The sequence below is a fragment of the Mesorhizobium sp. WSM4823 genome, assembly GCF_055811195.1.
In genome coordinates this window covers 406,694-425,828 of the sequence record NZ_JBVVQL010000001.1, presented here as the reverse complement: position 1 = coordinate 425,828, position 19,135 = coordinate 406,694, and the positions used below count along the sequence as shown (strand labels likewise).

General features: G+C 62.3%; 18 protein-coding genes. 6 read left to right on the top strand and 12 right to left on the bottom strand.

Features of this window, described 5'->3' with window-relative positions; translation table 11 throughout:
* Window positions 1-8 precede the first annotated feature (8 nt).
* From AC0L26_RS02100 to AC0L26_RS02070, 7 genes are all read right to left on the bottom strand, one after another.
* Window positions 9-1,676, bottom strand: coding sequence for a N,N-dimethylformamidase beta subunit family domain-containing protein (locus tag AC0L26_RS02100; protein WP_473631024.1), 1,668 nt, complete (start codon window positions 1,674-1,676; stop codon window positions 9-11).
* 179 nt (window positions 1,677-1,855) lie between these two features.
* Window positions 1,856-2,701 (bottom strand): SMP-30/gluconolactonase/LRE family protein, encoded by an 846-nt coding sequence (locus tag AC0L26_RS02095; RefSeq protein WP_473631023.1) that lies wholly within the window; start codon window positions 2,699-2,701, stop codon window positions 1,856-1,858.
* Between the two features lie 19 nt (window positions 2,702-2,720).
* Window positions 2,721-3,740: an ABC transporter ATP-binding protein gene (locus tag AC0L26_RS02090; protein WP_473631022.1), complete on the bottom strand. Its 1,020-nt coding sequence runs from the start codon at window positions 3,738-3,740 to the stop codon at window positions 2,721-2,723.
* Window positions 3,741-3,743: 3 nt separating this feature from the next.
* A complete protein-coding gene (locus AC0L26_RS02085; protein WP_473631518.1) occupies window positions 3,744-4,727 on the bottom strand; it encodes an ABC transporter ATP-binding protein in 984 nt (327 codons plus the stop codon).
* Window positions 4,727-5,512, bottom strand: a complete 786-nt coding sequence (locus tag AC0L26_RS02080; protein WP_352937344.1) for an ABC transporter permease — start codon at window positions 5,510-5,512, stop codon at window positions 4,727-4,729. Before AC0L26_RS02080 ends, AC0L26_RS02085 begins: the two co-directional genes overlap by 1 nt.
* Before the next feature lie 47 nt (window positions 5,513-5,559).
* A complete protein-coding gene (locus AC0L26_RS02075; protein ID WP_473631021.1) occupies window positions 5,560-6,573 on the bottom strand; it encodes an ABC transporter permease in 1,014 nt (337 codons plus the stop codon).
* Between the two features lie 26 nt (window positions 6,574-6,599).
* On the bottom strand, window positions 6,600-8,132 hold the full coding sequence (locus tag AC0L26_RS02070) for an ABC transporter substrate-binding protein (protein WP_473631020.1): 1,533 nt from the start codon (window positions 8,130-8,132) through the stop codon (window positions 6,600-6,602).
* Window positions 8,133-8,253: 121 nt separating this feature from the next.
* Here AC0L26_RS02070 and AC0L26_RS02065 point away from each other — a divergent pair, with 121 nt between their 5' ends.
* From AC0L26_RS02065 to AC0L26_RS02055, 3 genes are read left to right on the top strand one after another with little or no spacing between them, the layout of a single operon-like run.
* Window positions 8,254-9,126 carry a transketolase gene (locus AC0L26_RS02065; RefSeq protein ID WP_473631019.1) on the top strand — a complete coding sequence of 291 codons (873 nt, stop codon included), beginning with the start codon at window positions 8,254-8,256 and terminating at the stop codon, window positions 9,124-9,126.
* A complete protein-coding gene (locus tag AC0L26_RS02060) occupies window positions 9,123-10,115 on the top strand; it encodes a transketolase family protein (protein ID WP_473631018.1) in 993 nt (330 codons plus the stop codon). The genes AC0L26_RS02065 and AC0L26_RS02060 overlap by 4 nt, the downstream gene beginning before the upstream one ends.
* Complete coding sequence (locus AC0L26_RS02055) at window positions 10,112-10,792, top strand: GntR family transcriptional regulator (RefSeq protein WP_352937273.1); 681 nt, start codon at window positions 10,112-10,114, stop codon at window positions 10,790-10,792. The genes AC0L26_RS02060 and AC0L26_RS02055 overlap by 4 nt, the downstream gene beginning before the upstream one ends.
* A gap of 5 nt (window positions 10,793-10,797) precedes the next feature.
* Here AC0L26_RS02055 and AC0L26_RS02050 read toward each other — a convergent pair whose 3' ends face one another.
* The 5 genes from AC0L26_RS02050 to otnK form a co-directional block, all read right to left on the bottom strand.
* The gene (locus tag AC0L26_RS02050) at window positions 10,798-12,099 is read right to left on the bottom strand and encodes an aspartate aminotransferase family protein (protein WP_473631017.1); all 1,302 of its coding nucleotides are present in this window, start codon (window positions 12,097-12,099) and stop codon (window positions 10,798-10,800) included.
* A gap of 27 nt (window positions 12,100-12,126) precedes the next feature.
* Window positions 12,127-12,849, bottom strand: a complete 723-nt coding sequence (locus AC0L26_RS02045; RefSeq protein WP_473631016.1) for a GntR family transcriptional regulator — start codon at window positions 12,847-12,849, stop codon at window positions 12,127-12,129.
* Window positions 12,850-12,972: 123 nt separating this feature from the next.
* Window positions 12,973-13,761 carry a shikimate dehydrogenase family protein gene (locus tag AC0L26_RS02040; protein ID WP_473631015.1) on the bottom strand — a complete coding sequence of 263 codons (789 nt, stop codon included), beginning with the start codon at window positions 13,759-13,761 and terminating at the stop codon, window positions 12,973-12,975.
* A gap of 30 nt (window positions 13,762-13,791) precedes the next feature.
* Entirely contained in the window at window positions 13,792-14,442 is a 651-nt protein-coding gene (locus tag AC0L26_RS02035; RefSeq protein WP_473631014.1) for a class II aldolase/adducin family protein, read from the bottom strand.
* Window positions 14,443-15,723 (bottom strand): 3-oxo-tetronate kinase, encoded by a 1,281-nt coding sequence (gene otnK, locus AC0L26_RS02030; RefSeq protein ID WP_473631013.1) that lies wholly within the window; start codon window positions 15,721-15,723, stop codon window positions 14,443-14,445.
* A 159-nt stretch (window positions 15,724-15,882) separates the two neighbouring features.
* Here otnK and AC0L26_RS02025 point away from each other — a divergent pair, with 159 nt between their 5' ends.
* From AC0L26_RS02025 to AC0L26_RS02015, 3 genes are all read left to right on the top strand, one after another.
* Entirely contained in the window at window positions 15,883-17,109 is a 1,227-nt protein-coding gene (locus AC0L26_RS02025; RefSeq protein ID WP_473631012.1) for an aminotransferase class III-fold pyridoxal phosphate-dependent enzyme, read from the top strand.
* 86 nt (window positions 17,110-17,195) lie between these two features.
* Window positions 17,196-18,077 carry a transketolase gene (locus AC0L26_RS02020; protein ID WP_473631011.1) on the top strand — a complete coding sequence of 294 codons (882 nt, stop codon included), beginning with the start codon at window positions 17,196-17,198 and terminating at the stop codon, window positions 18,075-18,077.
* The gene (locus AC0L26_RS02015; RefSeq protein WP_473631010.1) at window positions 18,077-19,126 is read left to right on the top strand and encodes a transketolase family protein; all 1,050 of its coding nucleotides are present in this window, start codon (window positions 18,077-18,079) and stop codon (window positions 19,124-19,126) included. The genes AC0L26_RS02020 and AC0L26_RS02015 overlap by 1 nt, the downstream gene beginning before the upstream one ends.
* The last annotated feature ends 9 nt before the right edge of the window (window positions 19,127-19,135 follow it).

Here is a 19,135-nt window from a genome sequence, read left to right as displayed (position 1 = left end):
ACCCGAATTCACCCCTGGATGAACCGGTCGAGCACGTTGCGGGTGATCCGCTGCGTGAACGGATCGCCGCGCTTCAGGCCCATGACCCATTCGCAGGTTGCGGCCGTCACCACTTCGCCTTTGCCGCGAGTCATGTGCACCATCATGCCTGACCCGTATTTGTAGCGCGCCAAGCCTTCCGGCGTGACCTCGCCCGTCACGCATTTGACGAGGCCTTCGTGATCGCTGCCCCGCACATAGTAGCGAAAGCCTTCACCATCAGGCTCGTCTTCGGCCAGCACGGCAGGTGCCATGGCAAGTATCTGGATCGTCTCCGGCTGCCCTTCGACCGGCATCGGGTAGGGCAGGCCATGGCGAAACGTATAGTCGAGCCCATCGACTTCGTAGGCGAATATGCACTCTTTGTCGCCGAAGATGTCGGCATAGTGGAGGCCGGTGCCTTCAAAGACCCAATGCTCGGGCCGGTAGACGGTAAAACCTTTCTGACCGTGCGGCGCGAAGCCGCCCCAGGACGCATAGACGCCATGCAGTCCGTTAACGCCAACCGTGGAAGCGCCAGGCCAGCGCACGTCCTTGTCTTCCCACGCGGTGGTGAGCAAATGCGCATTCTCGGTCCCACTGACCGGATCGTCGTCGATCGCCTTGAACTTGTAGCAATGCTGGCTCTTGCCATCGTCCTCCAGCCTGATCTGCCAGAGGAAATTCGCGCCGAACCGCGCCAGATGGCCGCCGCGATCGACATAGGATTCAATCGCAACACGCATTTCGCGGGTCCAGTATTCGTCATGGCCGACGATCGTCACGCATGGATAGGCATCGAGAAGTTCCGGACGGTAATGCAGGTCCGTCTGCGTGATCACGTCGAGCGCATAGCCTTCTTTCTCTGCCCAGAGCACGAAGTGCCGGTCGAACTGCGCCCAGCCAGCGGCCGCATAGTATTGGCCGAAGCCGTTGGCAAAGGCCCATTCCTTCATTGGATAGCGGGGCGCGTCGCCCATCTCGGGCAATGGATCGGCGCAGATGCGCGGCGCACCGGCCGGCAGCCAGACGATACCGCGCGTCCACGGACGCTGCGTGCTCAGTACCGGTGACGGCAGATTGCGCTCGGGCCCGACTATGCCGAAATAATGATTGGCGCCGCCAAAGTCGTTGTAGGCGGTCCACGTGCCGGTCGGCAGCACCATCAAAATCCTGGCGCGGCGGGTCTTCTCCGTCGGCCGCACGACAAAGAAATGATGCTGGACGAATTTGCCGCCATTCGCCCGCGCGCACGTGGAGACCACGCGGTAGAACCCAGAGCGCAGATTATTCGGCAGCTTCCAGCGATGGCTGACCGGCCAGCCGCAACCGTTGCGGTAGGCAGCCTCTGGGGTCGGCGAGAATACGCCCTCGATGGCTTCCGCCTTGTAGACGGTCTCGGGCTCGAAGCCGTCGCGGTAGATTTCGAGCGTCCAGTTCGGAGCTGTGCTGCTTGAGTGAAAAACCACCTCGTCGCCGGGATCATAAGATATCGCGTCGGTGTAGCTGTAGACCTCGGGCAGCGCCGGGTTGTCATGCGGGGCTTCGTACCAGGGCTTGCTGTGCCAATGGTCGTCCGCGTGCATGGGCCGTGCGACGCGCGGCGCGATATTGAGGGAGCCCAGTTCGGGGGGGAGAAAGGGGGTGTTTGTCGACATACGATATCCCTAGCGTTGTGGTGCGCGTCCTTCGGAGCTCGCTGGCTCGCACCTCAGGATGAAGGAGGGTGTGCCGTGACCTCTACGCTGAGGCCAGCGCCCGGTCCCGAGGCGCGACCCTGAACTTGTCGATGCGGGAACCTCGAAGGCCGCACACATCGGATCGTGGCAACCATCGCTTACAGCCCGTATGAAACGAGCTGGCCTGGAAGGCCAAGCGTTACCCAGAGCCTACCGTCATGGACGCAGCAATTGGTCGGATCGCTGCCGGGACCGGTTTCGATCATGTCGAGCACGCGTCCGGCCATATCGAGGATTGCGATCTGGTCACCGCCGCTACCGGTGAGAAAAAGGCGGTCCTCGTGGAACACCATGCCATCGGGATTGAAGCTGTCACCCAGCCGGCACCACTCCTCCATCGCACCGACGCGCCCGTGGTCCCAGGGAAACCGCACGACCCTGTGCTCCATGGTGATGCCGACCAGCAACGAGCCGTCCGGGTGGAAGACCAGGCCGTTCGGGAATCCGGTCATCGGCGCCAACAGGCGCACCTTCGCGTCGGCGCCCACGGCAAGCAGCTGGCCGCCATGGTAGGCTCCATCGTCGACCCCAAGCACTTCCCAGTTCTGCGGGTCGGTGAAGATGATTTCACCCTCCGGGGAGAAGACCAAGTCGTTTGGTCGCGACGGCTTTTCGCCGGGCAGATCGACCGCGACATCGCTCCAACTCCTATCTGGCTTCACACATTGGATGCAGCCGGGGATCTGTGGATCGGTGTAGTTGAGCTGTTCCAGCGAGAGCGGCGCGATGCCACCATTGTTAGCGATGTACAGGTTGTTGTCGCTGCCGAGACGCATGCCGTTTGGGGCGCCCGGCAGCGTGGCGAGTTCGCGCACATGGCCGTCGCGGAACGCCCTGACCTTGGCGTGCAGCAGATCGACGAAGGCGATCGATCCATCCGCGAGCGCCACCGGTCCCTCGGGAAACCCTAATCCGGTCGCGTGGATTTCCTGCTTCCAGCTCATCGTTTAGCCTCCCTACCCGCTACGCCGCCGCCTCGCCCCTGCGCGCCCGGCCGATCTCGACCCCTATCGCCGCCGTCTCGTCCGGCGCGAGATGGCAGGCAACGAGACGCCCGTCCTCGACGGCGCGGAGCGGCGGCGTAATTAGCCGGCAAATGTCGCGCGCCAGATGGCAGCGCGGATGAAAACGGCAGCCGGACGGCACATTGGCGGGGTTCGGCGGATCGCCCTGGAGCACGATGCGCTTCCAGCCTCGCTGTCGGCGCGCGGCAAGCGTCGGCGCCGCCGACAGCAGCGCCTGCGTGTAGGGGTGCAGCGGCCGCGCCATGATCTGGTCGGCCGGCCCCTGTTCGATGACCGTGCCGAGATACATCACCGCTATGCGGTCGGCGACATGGCCGATCACGTCGAGGTCGTGCGAAATGATGAGATAAGAGATTTTCCGCTTGCGTTGGATAAACAGCAGCAGATTGACGATCTGCGCCTGGATCGATGGATCAAGCGCCGATGTCGGCTCGTCGGCAACGATGATTTCCGGATCGAGCGCCAGTGCGCGGGCAATGGCGATGCGCTGAAGCTGGCCGCCGGAAAACTGCGGCGGCAGCTTCTGTATGTCTGTATTCTCCATACCGACGAAGGACAGAAGCTCGCGTATGCGCGCCGGCAGTCCGGTTCCGAGCCGGATGCCATGGGTGTCGAAGGGTTCCCGCATGATCTCGGCAATGGTCATACGCGAATTCAGCGAGGCGAGCGGATCCTGGAATACCGCTTGCAGACGGCGGCGAACCGGGAGCATTTGCCGGCCGCTCATCCCGGTGATATCGGCGCCGTCGAACAGGATTCGGCCGGCGGTCGGGTTGAGCAGTTTCAGCGCCAGCCGCGCGAGGGTCGACTTGCCACAGCCGCTCTCGCCGACCAGCCCCACCGTCTCGCCCTTGCTGACCGCGAGCGACACGCCGGCGACGGCCTGCACGTCGCGCTTGCCACCACGCTTTTGCGTGAATGTCTTGGCGATGTTTTCGAGTTCGAGAAGTGCGGCCATGGCTCAGGCCTCGACCAGCGATGCGGCGTCTGCGGACGCGATCGGGTAATGACAGGCAAGCTGGACATCGCCGAACGGCCGCTTCGGTGGCTCGGTGGTGCGGCAGTCATCCTGAACCTTCGGGCAACGCGGATGAAACCGGCAGGCCGACGGAAAAGCGCCCAATCCCGGTGCGACACCGACAATGGCATTGAGGTCGTGCTTCGGCGTTGCCTCAGAGATCATCGCGCTGGCCATCAGCGCGGCGGTGTAGGGGTGCGCCGGCCGCCGCATGATGGAATCAGCAGGGCCGATTTCTGCGATCCTGCCGGCATACATGACGAGGATCCGGTTCGCGACCTCCGCCACGACGCCCATGTCATGGGTGATCAGGACGATGGTGAGGTCCATCTCGCGCTTGAGTTCGGCCAGCAACTCCAGCATCTGAGCTTTGATCGTGACATCCAGCGCCGTCGTCGGCTCGTCGGCGATCAGCAGGCTGGGCCCAGCGGCCAGCGCCATGGCGATCATGGCGCGCTGGCGCATGCCGCCGCTGATCTCGTGCGGATAGGCGCTGGCGACACGCACCGGGTCGGGGATACGGACACGGTCCAGCATTTCCACGGCCCTTTTGGCCGCATCGGCACGATTGGCGAGACCGTGCGCCGTCAGCGCCTCGGCAATCTGATTTCCAATCGGCCAGACCGGATTGAGCGAGCCGAGCGGGTCCTGGTAGATGAGCCCAATCTCACGCCCGCGCGTCTTGCGCAGTTCGGCGTCGGGGCGGTTGAGCAATTCACGGCCCTTGAAGCGGATCGAGCCGGATACGAAGGACGTCTGCGGCTGCAGACCTGCGATCGACATACCGGTCAGCGACTTGCCCGAGCCCGATTCGCCGATGATCACGAACGTCTCACCCTGCTCGACATCGAAGGAAATACGATCGACCGCATTGAGTTCGCCGCCCGGGCGTCGAAAGCCGATAGCAAGGTCACGCACCGACAGGATCATCCGCCGCGCCTCGATGCCAGCGCGTCGCCGATCAGCGAGAAGGCTGTCGCAGTGATCATGATCATTGTGCCGGGGAAGACCAAATACCACCAAGCCGAACCAAAATAGGAGCGCGAGTCGCGGATCAGCAAGCCCCATTCCGGAGTCGGCGAATTCGCCCCAAGGCCAAGGAAGGAAAGCGCGGTGACGGCAACCAGCGCGTAGCCGATGTCTGTCGTCACGCGGACATTTACCTCCTGCGCGACGAAAGGAATGATGTGGCGGCGCAGGATGGTCAGATCTGAGACCCCGAGCGCGCGCGCGGCTTCGACATGCGGGCGCTCGCGCAGCCGCAGCACCTCGCCGCGCACCAGACGGGCATAGCCCGGCCACCAGATGATGGCGAGCGACAGCGCGACGCTGTCGAGGCCACGCCCGATGGAAGCAGCGACTGCGAGTGCCAAGACCAGGGCGGGAAAACCAAAGAACAAATCGACGATGCGCATGAGGAGATTGTCGACCCAGCCACGCGCCATGCCGGAGACCGCGCCGTAGACCACGCCGAACAGGGCAGAGGCGAAGACGATGGCAACCGCCACGCCGAGCGAATAACGAGTGCCGTAGACGACGCGTGAAAAGATGTCGCGGCCGCCCTCGTCGGTGCCGAACCAATGCGCCAGGCTCGGCGGCTTGAGACGATCGGCCATAGCCAGCGCGACCGGATCGTGCGGGGCAATCAAGCCGGGTAACAATGTGAACGCCGCCAATACCACCACAACCAGCAGCGCCAGCGGCGTCAGAATGCCTTTAGGACGCGCAAGCCGGTGGCGCTTGAATTCGGTCGAAACGCTCACGAGCCGACACTCTGTACGCGTGGGTCGATGATCGGGTAGAGCAAGTCCATAACGAGGTTGATGATGACGAAGCCGGCTGTCGATACGATGGCCAGCGCGATTACCGGCGAGTAGTCGAACACCTGGAACGACTGGTAGGCGTAGAGGCCAATGCCGGGCCAGTCAAAGATCACCTCGACGAGGATGACCCAGCTTATCATATAGCCGAACTGCATGGTCGTAGCGGTGAGGATGGGGCTTAACGCATTGCGCAGCATGTGTTTGTAAAGGATCGTTCGCGGACCCAGCCCCTTGCCGCGCGCGGTTCGGACATAAAGCCGGCTCTGCTCCTGGATGAGCGCCGCGCGAGACAGCCGCGTGCCCACGGCAAGCAGGTTCACGACGATCGTCAGCGACGGCAAAACGAGATGTTTCACGCTGCTGGCAAAGGCCGAGAGGCTACCCGCGAGCAAGGAGTCGACCAGCATCAAGCCGGTGACGACCGGCGGCGCCGACTCGCGGATCGGAAACCGTGCGCCAAGCGGCAACCAGTGAAGCTTGTAGAAAAAGAAGAACTGCAAGGTCATGCCGAGCCAGAACACGGGTATGCCAGTGCCGATCATGGTCATGAGGCGAATGAACCCGTCGACCATCCCGCCCGGCTTCTTGGCAGCCAGTACGGCAAGTGAAAAACTCGCCCCGAGATAGATGACGAAGCTGACCAGCAGAAGCTCTATGGTCGCCGGGAGATATTGCGCAAGGTCGGCACTGACGCTGCGCCTCGTACGGATGGAATCGCCGAGATCGCCCCGCACCAGCCCGGCCATGTAGGACACGAACTGCTCGGCCATCGGGCGATCGAGCCCGTGTTCGGTCCTGATCCGCTGCACCGTCGCTTCGGACGCATTCTGGCCGGCCAGGAAGGCGGCAGGATCGGCGGGAACGACGCGGCTGAGGAAGAAGGTGATGACCGCGACTGCCAGGAGCACGAGCACCCCCCAAGCCAGCCGCTTCATCAAGAAATTCATCATGCCGTGTCGCTCCGATCGTGCTCTGCCTATTCGTTGCTGTACAGTTCCCAGAAGCGGGCGTTGATGTATTCGGCCGGATCGATGCGATAGCCGCCGATGCGGTCGGGCTCCGGAACAACGGTCTTGGGCCGTGCCGTCCAGATGATGGCGTGGGCATCCACGACGATTTCCGCGGCCTGCTTCAGAAGCACCGCACGCTCAGCGGGATCCTCGACGGTGGGCAATTTGGCCACGAGATCCTGAAGCCCCTGATCGAAGAACTTCCCGGAATTGTAGAAGCCGCCCTTGAGATAATGCGCGGAGAAGAACTTTGTCGCGTCCTGCGGACTCAAATTGGCGTTGCCAAGGATGAAGCAATTGCTCTTGTCGGTCTTGATGGCGGTAATCGCCTCGACGAAGGGGGCTTCCTCGACCTCGACCGTGACCCCGATCTGGGCCGCCGACGATTGAAGAACCGTGGCCGCGAAGCGGAATTCCGGGAAGCCGGCCGGAACCGAGCATTTCATCGTCGCGTTCGCCAGGCCGGATGCCGCGAGGGCCGCCTTCGCCGCATCGAGGTCGGTCTTGATTTCCGGCGCGCCCTTTTCCGGGCTGCCGGGGAACCATGCCGGTATCGGTCCACGACCGACTTCGGCCCTGCCCTGAAAGGACTGAACCATGGCGTTGTAGTCGAACGCCTTCACCAGCGCGTTGCGGAAGTCCTTGTTGTTGGTCGGCGCGAGATCCATGTTCAGATAGATGGCAGGCCAAGCCCAAAGATTGTTGCCTTCGATCATGTGGAAGCCGCTGGTTCCGCCGATGCGCAGCGCCTCGTCGAGCGGCACGAAATTGGCGAGATCGAATTCGCCGCCTTCAAGTCCACGCGCCCGGTTGGCACCGTCAGCCACAAAGCGGTCGAGCACACGGTCGAACGGCTTCGCCGGGAATTTGCCCCACCATTTATCATTGCGCTTGAGCTCGATTTGGGTGCCGCGAGTCCAGGCGACGAAGGCGTAGGGACCGGTTCCGTTGGCGTTCTCGCTGAACCAGGCCTCGCCCAGATCGTCTTTGTGCTTGGCGACGTCCTCGTCGGCGATCATTTCGATACGACTAAGATTAGATGCCAGGAACACAGTCGGCGCCTTGGTCTCGATCCTGACCGTCTTAGGGTCGACGACCGTCACGCTGGCGATGTCGTCGACCAGATAGGCCTGCCCCTGACCGATCTTGAGCAGGCGGTCGAGTGTCGCCTTGACATCGTTGGCGTCGAAGGGGCTGCCGTCATGGAAGGTCACGCCCTCGCGCAGCGTGAAGATCCAGGCAGTGCCTTCCTGCTTCCACTGGGTCGCGAGCGCCGGCAAGAGCTTCGATGGATCATCGAGATCGAAATCGACAAGGCGGTCATAGACATTGCGGGTGACCGTAAACTCCCAATTCACATTGGCCTTGGCAGGGTCGATCGTGCTGGGCTCGCCGGCATCGGCGTAGACGAAGGTAGCAGGATCCTGGGCAAAGGCCGATGCAGCGATGAATGTCGACGTCAGAAGGGTTAGAGCCGTTCCCATGACTTTGGAGAGCATTTTCATCTTCATCCCTCTTTTTTATTCAGCCCAGCCGGGCTTGGCTTGCTGCCACATATATCATATATGATACCACTATCAGCAGCCTTGCAAGCGAATTTCGTACCGGAGGTTTATGGGAATGAGTTCATCGCCGAGTCTCGCGAATGGGCTATCGGAGGCCGAAACACGCCACCTCAAAGAGCTCTCCCTGTTTGTCCGGACAGAGACTGTGCGGCTGATTTCGATCGCCAAAGTCGGTCACTATTCCTCGGTTTTCTCCTGCGCCGAAATTTTCGCCGTTCTTTACGGCGGGGTCATGCGGCTCACGCGTGCCGAGCCTAAGTGGCCCGAGCGCGACCGCTTCCTGATGGGCAAAGGCCATGCAGCGGTCGGGCTCTTTCCGCTGCTGGCCGAGTGGGACTTCTTCCCAAAGGAATGGCTCGATAACTACACACGTCTTGGCAGCCCGCTCGGCGATCACCCTGACATGCGCAAGGTGCCGGGCGTCGACTTCAGTTCCGGCTCGATCGGCCACGCGCTGTCGGCCGGCGTCGGCATGGCGCTTGGCGGCCGGCTCAACGGCCAGGATTTCGACGTCTATGTGCTCCTCGGCGATGGCGAGATGCAGGAGGGCCAGGTCTGGGCCGCAGCGATGTCGGCCGCCCACCACCGGCTCAGCCATCTGGTGGCGATCGTCGACCGCAATCGCTACCAGCTCGACGGCACGGTCGAGGACGTCATCAACATCGAACCGCTGGCCGACAAATGGCGCAGCTTCGGCTGGGACGTGCATGAGGTCGACGGCCATGACGTTGAGGCCCTGACGCTGCTTTTGCGACGGCTGAAGGCCGACCAGGTACGCGAAAAGCCGGCCTGCATCATTGCCCATACAATGAAGGGCAAGGGCGTCGGCTTCATGGAAGCTGAACCGGGCTGGCATCTCGGTTTTCTCGCGCCGAGCGACGAAGAGAAAGTCCTGGCCGAAATCAGGGCGAGAGGAGGCTTGCAATGAGCGAGGCGCTCGATCCCGGAAGCTGGCAGTATCGCGGACTGAACGCACGCGCCCCGAGCCTTTCAGTCCTTGCCGACACGCTAAACGAACTCGCCGCCGAAGGTCGCCCGGTCGTCGCAGTGACGGCCGACCTGCAATATTCCAATGGACTGATCGGCTTTGCCCGCAGATATCCGGAGCGCCTGTTCCAGTTCGGCATTTCCGAACAGAATATGGTGTCTGCCGCCGCAGGCTTGGCGACGACCGGACACATGCCATTTGCCGCGACCTTCGCGTCCTTCCTGGCGCTGCTCTGCTGCGAGCAGATCCGTACCGACATCGCTTATTCGGCTCTGCCTGTCCGGCTGGTCGGCCATCATGCCGGGATCAGCCTCGGCTTCTACGGCACCTCGCATCACGCCACGGAAGACCTGGCGATCATGCGCAGCATTGCCGATCTGACCGTGGTGTCGCCGGCCGACGGGGCGCAGTTCGCTGCCGCCATCCGTGCATCGATGACCTGGCCGGAGCCGATCTACTTCCGCATCGCACGCGGCCATGATCCGGTCGTCTACGATAGACCGGCGCCGTTCGAGTTCGGCAAGGCTGTGACCCATCACGAGGGCGCCGACCTCACCATTATCGCCTGCGGCTCGATGGTGCATCCGTCGCTGGACGCGGTGCGCGCACTGCGGGCGGGCGGTCGCGACGTCGGCTTCATCGACATGCACACGATAAAGCCGCTCGACCGGGACGCCGTTATCGCTGCAGCGCGACGTTCACGCTGTCTGATGACCGTCGAGGAGCACAATGTGCTCGGCGGCCTTGGAGGCGCAGTCGCCGAGGTGCTTGGTGACATCGGCGGCGCACCGCGCCTGGTGCGTCATGGCATCATGGACGAGTACAGCCTGATCGCACCGCCGACGCATCTCTATGCCCATTATAGGCTGGATGCTAAGGGTATCGAATCATATGCGATCGAGACCATGTCGAATCGGGGACCTTCGTGAGCATCAAGCCGCTTGCCACCGACAATCTCTCGACTCGGGCCTACACGTCGATCCGCGCCGCCTTGATCGACGGCGATTTCGCACCCGGCGAGCGGCTCGTCATCTACGACATCGCCGAACGCCTCGGCACCAGCGTCACCCCGGTGCGGGAGGCATGCCTTCGCCTGGTCAGCGAGCAGGGGCTGGAGATCCGCTCGGGCCGGTTCCTGACAGTGCCCGATCTCGATCTGGGGCGCTATCTGGAGATCCGCAAGATAAGGATCGCGCTCGAGGGCCTGGCGACCAGGGAGGGCGCAATCAATGCCACGCCGCAATATGTGGAACGGCTGGCCGACTGCCATGCGCGGTTCGTCAAGGCGAGCCGTGCGCATGACAATTTCAACTCGATCCGGCTCAATCGCGAATTCCACTTCGGGGTCTACCAGCTTTGCAACATGAAAATGCTGCTCGGACAGATCGAGAATCTATGGGTTTCCATGGGACCGATCCTGAAGGTCTATTACCGCGAACATGCTGACGACCACTATCTGGGCGCCGAGGAGCATGTGAACGTGATGGCGGCTCTCGAAAGGCGCGACGGCGCCGCTGCAAGCGAGGCGCTTGTGGGCGATATTGAGCGCGGCGGCGAAGGCATCCTCGCCTATCTCGGTGCCCGGCCGCTTGCCGCCGTTTCCTGACGGCTTTAGCGCCGCGCTATCAGCCGCTCCAATACGCTGTCGATGACACCGAGCGATTCATCAAGAATCTCGGGCGTGTGTGCGAGCGAGAGATAAAGCCGCTTCAACGGCAGCGGCTGGCCTATCAAACGGTGCTCGATCATCTTCTGACGGAAAGCGAGGTCAAGCGCGTCGTCATTGCGCAGCAAATCGTCGTAGCGGCTGTAGGCGCCCGAGAAGAAATACAGCAGCCACACCGATCCGAAGCCGGCGCTCTGGGCTTCGAGGCCATGCCGCAAAGCGATCGCATCCAAGCCCTTTCGCATGTGCATGCCGAGCGCCGACAACCGTTCGTACGTGCCTTGCTTCGACAATTCCTCGATGGTCGCCAGCACTGCCGCAAGGCTCGATGGCGTTCCGTTGAAGGTGCCGCCCATGAACACCGACCCTTTCCCGGTGCGGCCAACGCATTCCATGATGTCGCGGCGGCCGGCGACGATGCCGATCGGATAGCCGGAGCCGGCCGCCTTGCCGAAGGTGGCCAGGTCGGGTGTGACGCCACAGATCGATTGGTAGCCGCCCAAAGCATGACGGAAGCCCGTGATCACCTCATCGAAGATCAACACGACCTCTTGCTCCCGCGTGATCGTGCGCAGGTCCGACAGAAAAGCATCGGTGGCGATCACCGAACCGATATTGTGGGCAATCGGCTCGACGATAATCGCCGCGACCTCACCGGGATTGGCCTTCAGATAGGCCTCAACAGCGCCTGCGTCGTTGTAGGGCAGGACAATTGTGTGGCGCGCCGTCTCTTCCATGATCCCGTCACACAAGGGATCGTAGCGGCCAATCGCGCCGGATTCGGACTGGACGTTCATGGCGACGGCGTCATGCCAGCCGTGATAGCCGCCCTGGAATTTTATCACCTTCTTGCGACCCGTGAAGGCGCGGGCGATCCTCAGCGCATGGAAGGTCGCCTCCGAACCGCTGCTGCAGAGCGACACAAGTTCGGCGCAGGGAATATGGCGGGCGATGACCTCGCAAGTTTCAACCTCCAGCTGGGTGATGCCGGCGCCGATCAGGTCGATGTCATGCGATACGGCATGAACTCGCGCTGCGATCGCCGGATGGCAGTGGCCGAGCACATTTGCGCCGAAACCGCAGTGAAAATCAGTGTAACGGTTCCCATCCGCATCGAAGAGGTAGCATCCGGAAGCGCGGGTAAAGGCGATCGAGGCGCCAAGCTTGCGACTGGGACTGAGGTGACCGCCGGCCATGACCTTGCTTGCGCGCGCAGCAAGCGCCAGATTCCCGTCGCAGACATTCATTGGCTTCACCCTCTCATGGCGTAACAGTCAGGCACGCTTGCGTCTCGTCGGGCGCGGCGTCTCTTCCCTGTCGGAGAAGTCCTTGCCCTCGATCTCGGTGAGATAAGCGACGAATTTCCGGCCGCCTTCGATCAGATCCTGCTCAAAGGCCTTGCGCAGGACCTTCTTGTCGCGCGCCTTCAATGCGCTCAAGACATTGAGATGCTGATGCTGGCCGTCATAGGTCGGGTGGCCGTGAGGGTAGAGGAAGGTCAGCAGCGGGCCGATCTGGATCCACAGCCTCTCCAGCATCTCGATCAAATGCGGCATCTGCGACTTATGGTAGACGGAAAAATGAAAATCGTAATTCGCTTGCAAGGCGGCCGGATAGTCTTTCGTCCGCTCCGCCTCGACGAGCCTGTCGTGGGTCGCCGACAATTGCTCGATGAACGAATCGTCGATGTGCGGCAGGGCTTGCTGGGCCGCATAAGGTTCGAGAAGCAGGCGGATATCCCTGATCTCGAGATATTCCTTCAGGTTGACCCGGCGCACACGGATGTAATAGCCGGGTTTCATCTCGAGCGCGCCATCCTTGACCAATTGGAACAGCGCCTCGCGTACAGGCGTCTCGCTGGTTCCGAGACTTTGCGCCAGGTCGCGAATCTTGAGGCGGTCGCCAGGGTGGAACCGCGCCGACATCAATTGCTGGCGCAGCCGCAGATAGATCTGGGACGACAGGCTCGTCGTCTGGATTTCGCTCAATTCCGCCATCGTTGTCCTCGAACCGGTCTCGGCATCCAATCGGCTTGCCGACCAAACCGTCGTTCCGTCAAGCGTGGTTGCCGATATTAACGGCCCATCCACCGGCAATCCCAAAAAAATCCGAGCTTTGACTCATGCGCGAAGAAAATCGGTGACGAGGTTCATCTGCTGGTCGAGCATGATCTTGCCGCCGATTGTTTTACAGCCGCGCTCCGAGGCCCTGGCAAGCAAACGCGTGACCAGAGGGGTCATGATGACGTCGGCCACCACGGTGGCAGGCGCCAGCCGATCGATATCGACGGGTATGGGATCATCTTCTTTCATGCCAACCGAGGTGGTGTTGACGATAACGTCGAAATCCTCGGCAGCGGCAGGTCCCGCCGTCACATCGCACTTCGGATAGTGCGCGGCAATGGCCTCGGCCAGTGCCTGGCCCTTTCCGCCATCGCGATTGCTGATGCGCAGCTTGCCGGCTCCAGCCTCGGCGAGCGCAAAGGCGACCGCTCGTCCCGCACCTCCGGCTCCAATCTGGAGGATGCGTTTGCCAGCGGGGTCGACGTCGTTGAGACGCAAGCCGGCGACGAAACCGAGACCATCGGTGTTGTGGCCGATGAGGCGGCCGTCCTCGTCGCGGCGCGTGAAGTTCACCGCCCCGACATTTTTCGCATTCGGCGTGAGTTCATCGAGAAAACGCATCACCTCAATCTTGTGCGGAATTGTCGTGCCGAAACCGATGACGTTTCGCATGTGACGGATCGCGGCGACGACCCCGTTAAGGTCTTCGGGAGCAACATGCAGCGGCGAAGCGGCGACGTTCTTGCCAATGGATTCGAAATGCGCGTTCAAAACAGCTGGGGCGCGAACATGCCCGATTGGATGCGCAAGCACGAACATGATTTTTGTCTGGCCGGTGATTTGCAAGCTGGTTCTCCACTGAGCCCTAGCCGGCCATCAGCCCGGCAGCAGCCCAATCCCGTAATTGCCGTAGCGCGCGCCCACCCTTGCCATCTCCTCAGCCGGCAGCAGCACGGGCTCGCCCGCCTGCAGCGCCAGAAGGTATTGCCTCGCCAGCGTTTCCAGCTTGACGGTCGCATTGAAGGCTGCGTCGAGCGTCTTGCCCATCGCGATCATACCGTGATTGGCAAGGAGGCAGGCGGTCCGGTTCTGCAACGCCTCGACCGCCGAGGCAGCCAGATCGGCGGTTCCGAATGTCGCATAGCGCGCGCATCTAATGTCCTCCCCGCCGAAACCCGCGACCATGTAGTGGAAGGCCGGGATCGGTTTGCGCAGGCATGAGAGTGCCACGCCGGCATCGGCATGCGTGTGGATGACGGCATTGGCGGCAGGAAAGGCGCGAAGGATCGAGACGTGCATGTGCCATTCGCTGGAAGGTACCCCTTCGCCCGCGACGCCTCCGTCATAGTCGATCTGGACCAGGCGATCGGCACTCATGTTGCCGCTATTACCGCCGGTCGGCGTGACCAGAATCCCATTGCCGGCGCGGCAACTGACGTTTCCCGTGCTGACATGATTGAAGCCCTTGTCCTCCAATCGACGGACGACCGACAAGATCGATTGCTTCAATTCATTCTGGTCGCTCATCTAATTTCCCGCATTCTTCATCGACTCCAGCGTTGGGAGGAACATCTCGACGGGGCCGAGCTTGCCGGATTTGAGGCAAAGCGCGATCGGCCTTTCCTCCTCTGTCGTGGCGCGGGCGATCCCTGGACCCTGATACGATCCGATGCGCAAGCGGTCGATGCCGAGCCGCTCGACCATCGTCCCGGATGTCTCGCCGCCGGCGACGACGAAGCGGCGAACGCCTGCTTCGCGCAGGCGGATCGCCAAGCCGCCGAGTATGGCTTCCGCCAGATGTGCTGCACCGTCGCGGCCATATTTTTCCTGCGCGATACGGACGTCTTCATTTGACGCGGAGGTGGCCAAGGCCACTGGACCGCTTTCGAGATGTTTGCCCGCCCAAGACAGCGCAGCGCCTATCGCACCTTCGGCGCTTTCGATTTTTGTAATGTCGATGCGATACACCGGCCTGGACTGCTCAAAGGCGGCGAGCTGTTCGAGGGTGCGCTCGGCGCAACTGCCGGATAGGACAACCCCTGCTCCATCGACGGCCGGAAGATCCGGTTTTTGTCGTGCCTCGTCGAGCCAGCCGCGCTTCCGCCAAAGTGAGGGATAGTGCTGGGTGATCGGCGAGTTGCCGGTCATCACCTTCCAGTCGAGTGTAAGTGCCGCAATTGCGTCGAGGTCTTCCTCGTAGATGGCGTCGGCGATCATATGGCGAATACCCCGCTCGGCCAGATCGTCGGCGTACTCGCGAAGCGCTTGGAAATCGCCCCTGATAAAGCGATGCGGCAGCAGACCGACGCGCGACTTCGTCTGGCGTTGCAGAACACGGACCAGGTCCGGATCGGTCATCGGGGTCAGCGGATCGAGGCGCTTGGGCGATTCAGAGACGAGTTGGGCGCCGACGAACAGGTGTCCGTTGAATACCGAGCGGCCGACTTCGGGCGCCGAAGGGCAAAAGGCGGTCCTGGTCTCGCCGGTCAGTTCAAGGAGCCGGTCGGCGACCGGGCCGATATTGCCCTGGTCAGTCGAATCGAAGGTGGCGCAATATTTGAAAAAGAGCTGGCGAACGCCGACGGCGAGCAGCGCGCGGGCCACGGCATCGGATTTTCCGACCGCATCGGGAGCCGGGATGACGCGCGTCTTCTGCGCAACCACCATGGCGGGCTGGAGCGGGATTTGAGCCACCATTTCGGGCCGGGTGACGAAGCCGACACCGACGCCGAGCGCGACCAGCATGGAAGCTGTCTCCATGCCGCCGGTAAGATCGTCGGCGATCACGCCAAAAATCGGTTGCATCATTCTCCACACTCTTATGAAGCGTAACCGCGTCGACCCGCGCTACGCTTTGCCGTCAACTTGCAACGCATTGATACATGATATATCAAATCAGGCAATTGCCTTACAGCCGTGCCGGCGCAATTCCTTTGCCCGGACGCAACAAAACCGGAGAAGACGCTGATGGACCAGCGGGTCACAGATGTGGATCGTGCCTTGCGTGCTCGGGCCGCCGCCGTCATTCCGGGCGGCATGTGGGGCCATCAGAACGCCGCGCGGCTGCCTGAGGGCTATCCCCAGTATTTTTCGCGTGCCGAAGGCTGCCGCACCTGGGACTCCAGAGGGCGCGAATATATCGACTTCATCTGCGGCTGGGGACCGATGATCCTCGGCTATAACGACACGGACGTCGAGGCGGCGGCAACCGCCCAGCGAAATCGCGGCGACGCCATGAACGGGCCTAGCGAACGGTTGGTCGAACTGGCCGAACTCGTCGTCCAAACGGTGCCGCACGCCGACTGGGCGATGTTCTCCAAGAACGGCACCGACGCCACCACCGCTTGTGTCACCATCGCGCGTGCGGGCACCGGACGACGCAAGGTTCTGCTGGCACGTGGCGCCTATCATGGAGCTATCCCGTGGTGCACGCCCTCCGTCGCCGGCGTGACCGAAGAGGATCGCGCCCACCTCATCTATTTCGACTATAACGACCCGGCGAGCCTCGATACGGCCGTCGAGCAGGCCAAGGGCGATCTCGCCGCCATCATGGTTTCCGCCTTCAAGCATGACCTCGGCAAGGAGCATATTCTGCCAACCGCCGAATTCGCCAAGCGGGCACGGGCACGCGCCGACGAAGCCGGCGCGGCGTTGATTGTCGATGACGTGCGAGCCGGCTTCAGGCTCGACATGGGCGGAAGCTGGGAGCTGGTCGGCGTCAGGCCCGACCTCGCCGCCTGGAGCAAGGCGATCGCAAACGGGCACGCGCTTGCAGCGGTGACGGGCAATGACCGGTTCCGCGAGGCCGCCACGAAAATCTTCACGACCGGTTCGTTCTGGACCGCATCCGTCTCGATGGCGGCCGCCATAGCCACAATCAACAAGCTGGTAAGGACCGACGCCATCGGTACCATGAAAGCGATGGGGCAGCGGCTGCGCGACGGACTGGACGCGCAGGCAGAGCGCCACGGCCTCAAGCTGCGGCAGAGTGGCCCCGTGCAGATGCCGGTTGTCCTGTTCGAAGACGACCCCGACCGGCGTCGCGGCAACGCATTCTGCCTGAATCTGCTCGAGCGGGGGGTCTACATGCATCCGGCGCACACGATGTTCCTTTCGGCCGCGCACACCAAGGCCGATATAGACGCCGCGCTGCAAGCGACGGATGAATCGCTTGCCGCCGTCGCGCGTCTCTAGGCAAGCCAATGTATGGCGCTGCACGGCATTGACGCTGCCAGACGCGTGTGGTTTGATATATCATGTATCAGTTTGGAGGCTGAGGTTTGGATACTAACCGCCGGTCCGACCGTGGCCGCAACGTTTCGGAGGAGTTTCTCGCGGACCGTGCGAAATTCATCCGGCTGGAGACACTGCGCCTGACGCGCATCGCTGGCGCGGGTCACTATTCGAGCACGTTTTCGGCCGCCGAACTGTTCGCAGCGCTCTATTACGCGCACCTCCGTTACGATCCAGGCAAGCCGAAATGGCCGGATCGCGATCGCTTCGTACTCAGCAAGGGCCACGCCGCGATCGGGCTCTATCCGGTTCTGGCCGATCTTGGCTTCTTCGATCCGAAGCTGCTCGACAATTTCACCAAACTGGGCAGCGCATTCGGCGACCATCCGGATATGAAAAAGATAGCCGGCATTGATTTTTCCTCCGGTTCTCTTGGGCACGGCCTGTCGATCGGCCTTGGAATGGCGCTCGCAGGACGGCTGCAGAAACGCGACTACCGAACCTATGTCATGCTCGGCGACGGCGAACTCAATGAAGGCCAGATCTGGGAAGCCGCAATGGCGGCCGGCCATTACAAGCTGAGCGGCCTGGTCGCCATCGTCGACCGCAACCAACTGTGCATCGACGGCCCGACGGAAGCGGTCATGTCGGTTGAGCCGATCCATGGGCGATTTGAGTCCTTCGGCTGGGATGTCCGCCGCATCGACGGGCATGACCTCAAAGCTATTCTCGCGGCGCTCGACGGGCTGGCGCCGGCCGGTCATGGCAAGCCGCAGATGATCGTCGCCGACACGATCAAGGGCCGTGGCGTCAAACATATGGAACTGTCGTTGAACTGGCATGTCGGCAATCTGGTCGGCGCCGACTACGACGACGCCTACAACGAGATCGCTTCCGGGCTGACACCCTATCAGAGGGAGGACGCGTGATGAGCACAGTGACGTCCAATGCCGGCCAGGACCAGAGCACGCTGTTTCGCGGCAGCGACACCGAAATCGCATTGAAGGACGAAAAGTCGGTACGCGGCACGCCGAACAAGCTCATGCCGGCGTTCATCCTCGGCGAAGAGCTCGCAGATCTGGCCGACCACGACGAACGTATCGTGGTAGCGACCGCCGATCTCGCCAATTCCAGCCGCACACGCGATTTCCATGCGCGTCACCCGGATCGCTTCATCGACTTCGGCATTGCCGAGCGCAACATGATCACCGCCGCCGCCGGCATGGCCTCGTGCGGCATGATCCCTTACGTAGCGACCTTCGCCTCGTTCTGCGCCATCCTCTGCGCCGAACCGATCCGGACCGACTGCGCCTATCCGCGCATGCCGGTGCGCATCATCGGCCACCATTCCGGCATCTCGATGGGTTTTTACGGCACCAGCCACCATTCGCTCGAAGACCTCGGCATGATGCGCAGCATCGCCGAACTCATAATCGTCTGCGCGGCGGATGCCAACCAGTTGCGGGCCATCCTGCGCGCGTCCGTGGATCACCCGGGCGCCATGTATATCCGGCTCGGCCGAGGACGCGATGCGGAGGTCTACTCCGAAGTGCCGAGCGATTTCCGTTTCGGCGAGGCAAAGATGCTGCGCGACGGAACCGACCTCACGATCATCGCGACCGGCTCGCAGATCCATGCCAGCCTCGCCGCAGCCGACGCGCTGGCGGCCGAAGGTAAGAGCGTCCGCGTTCTCGACATGCACACGATCAAGCCGCTCGACGTATCGGCCGTGCGCAAGGCTGCAGCCGATACGGGCGCTATCCTGACGGTTGAAGAGCACAATGTCATTGGCGGGTTGGGAAGCGCCGTTGCGGAAGTGATCGCCGGCGGACCGGCTGTGCGCTTCCAGCGCCACGGCGTCGTCGACGAATTCTCGCTGATCGGCCCGCCGGCGGCGCTTTACGCACATTACAGGCTTGACGCTGCCGGGGTCACGGCTGTGGCGCGGGAATTTCTCGCGGGAACGGGAACGGTTTGAAAAGAGCGG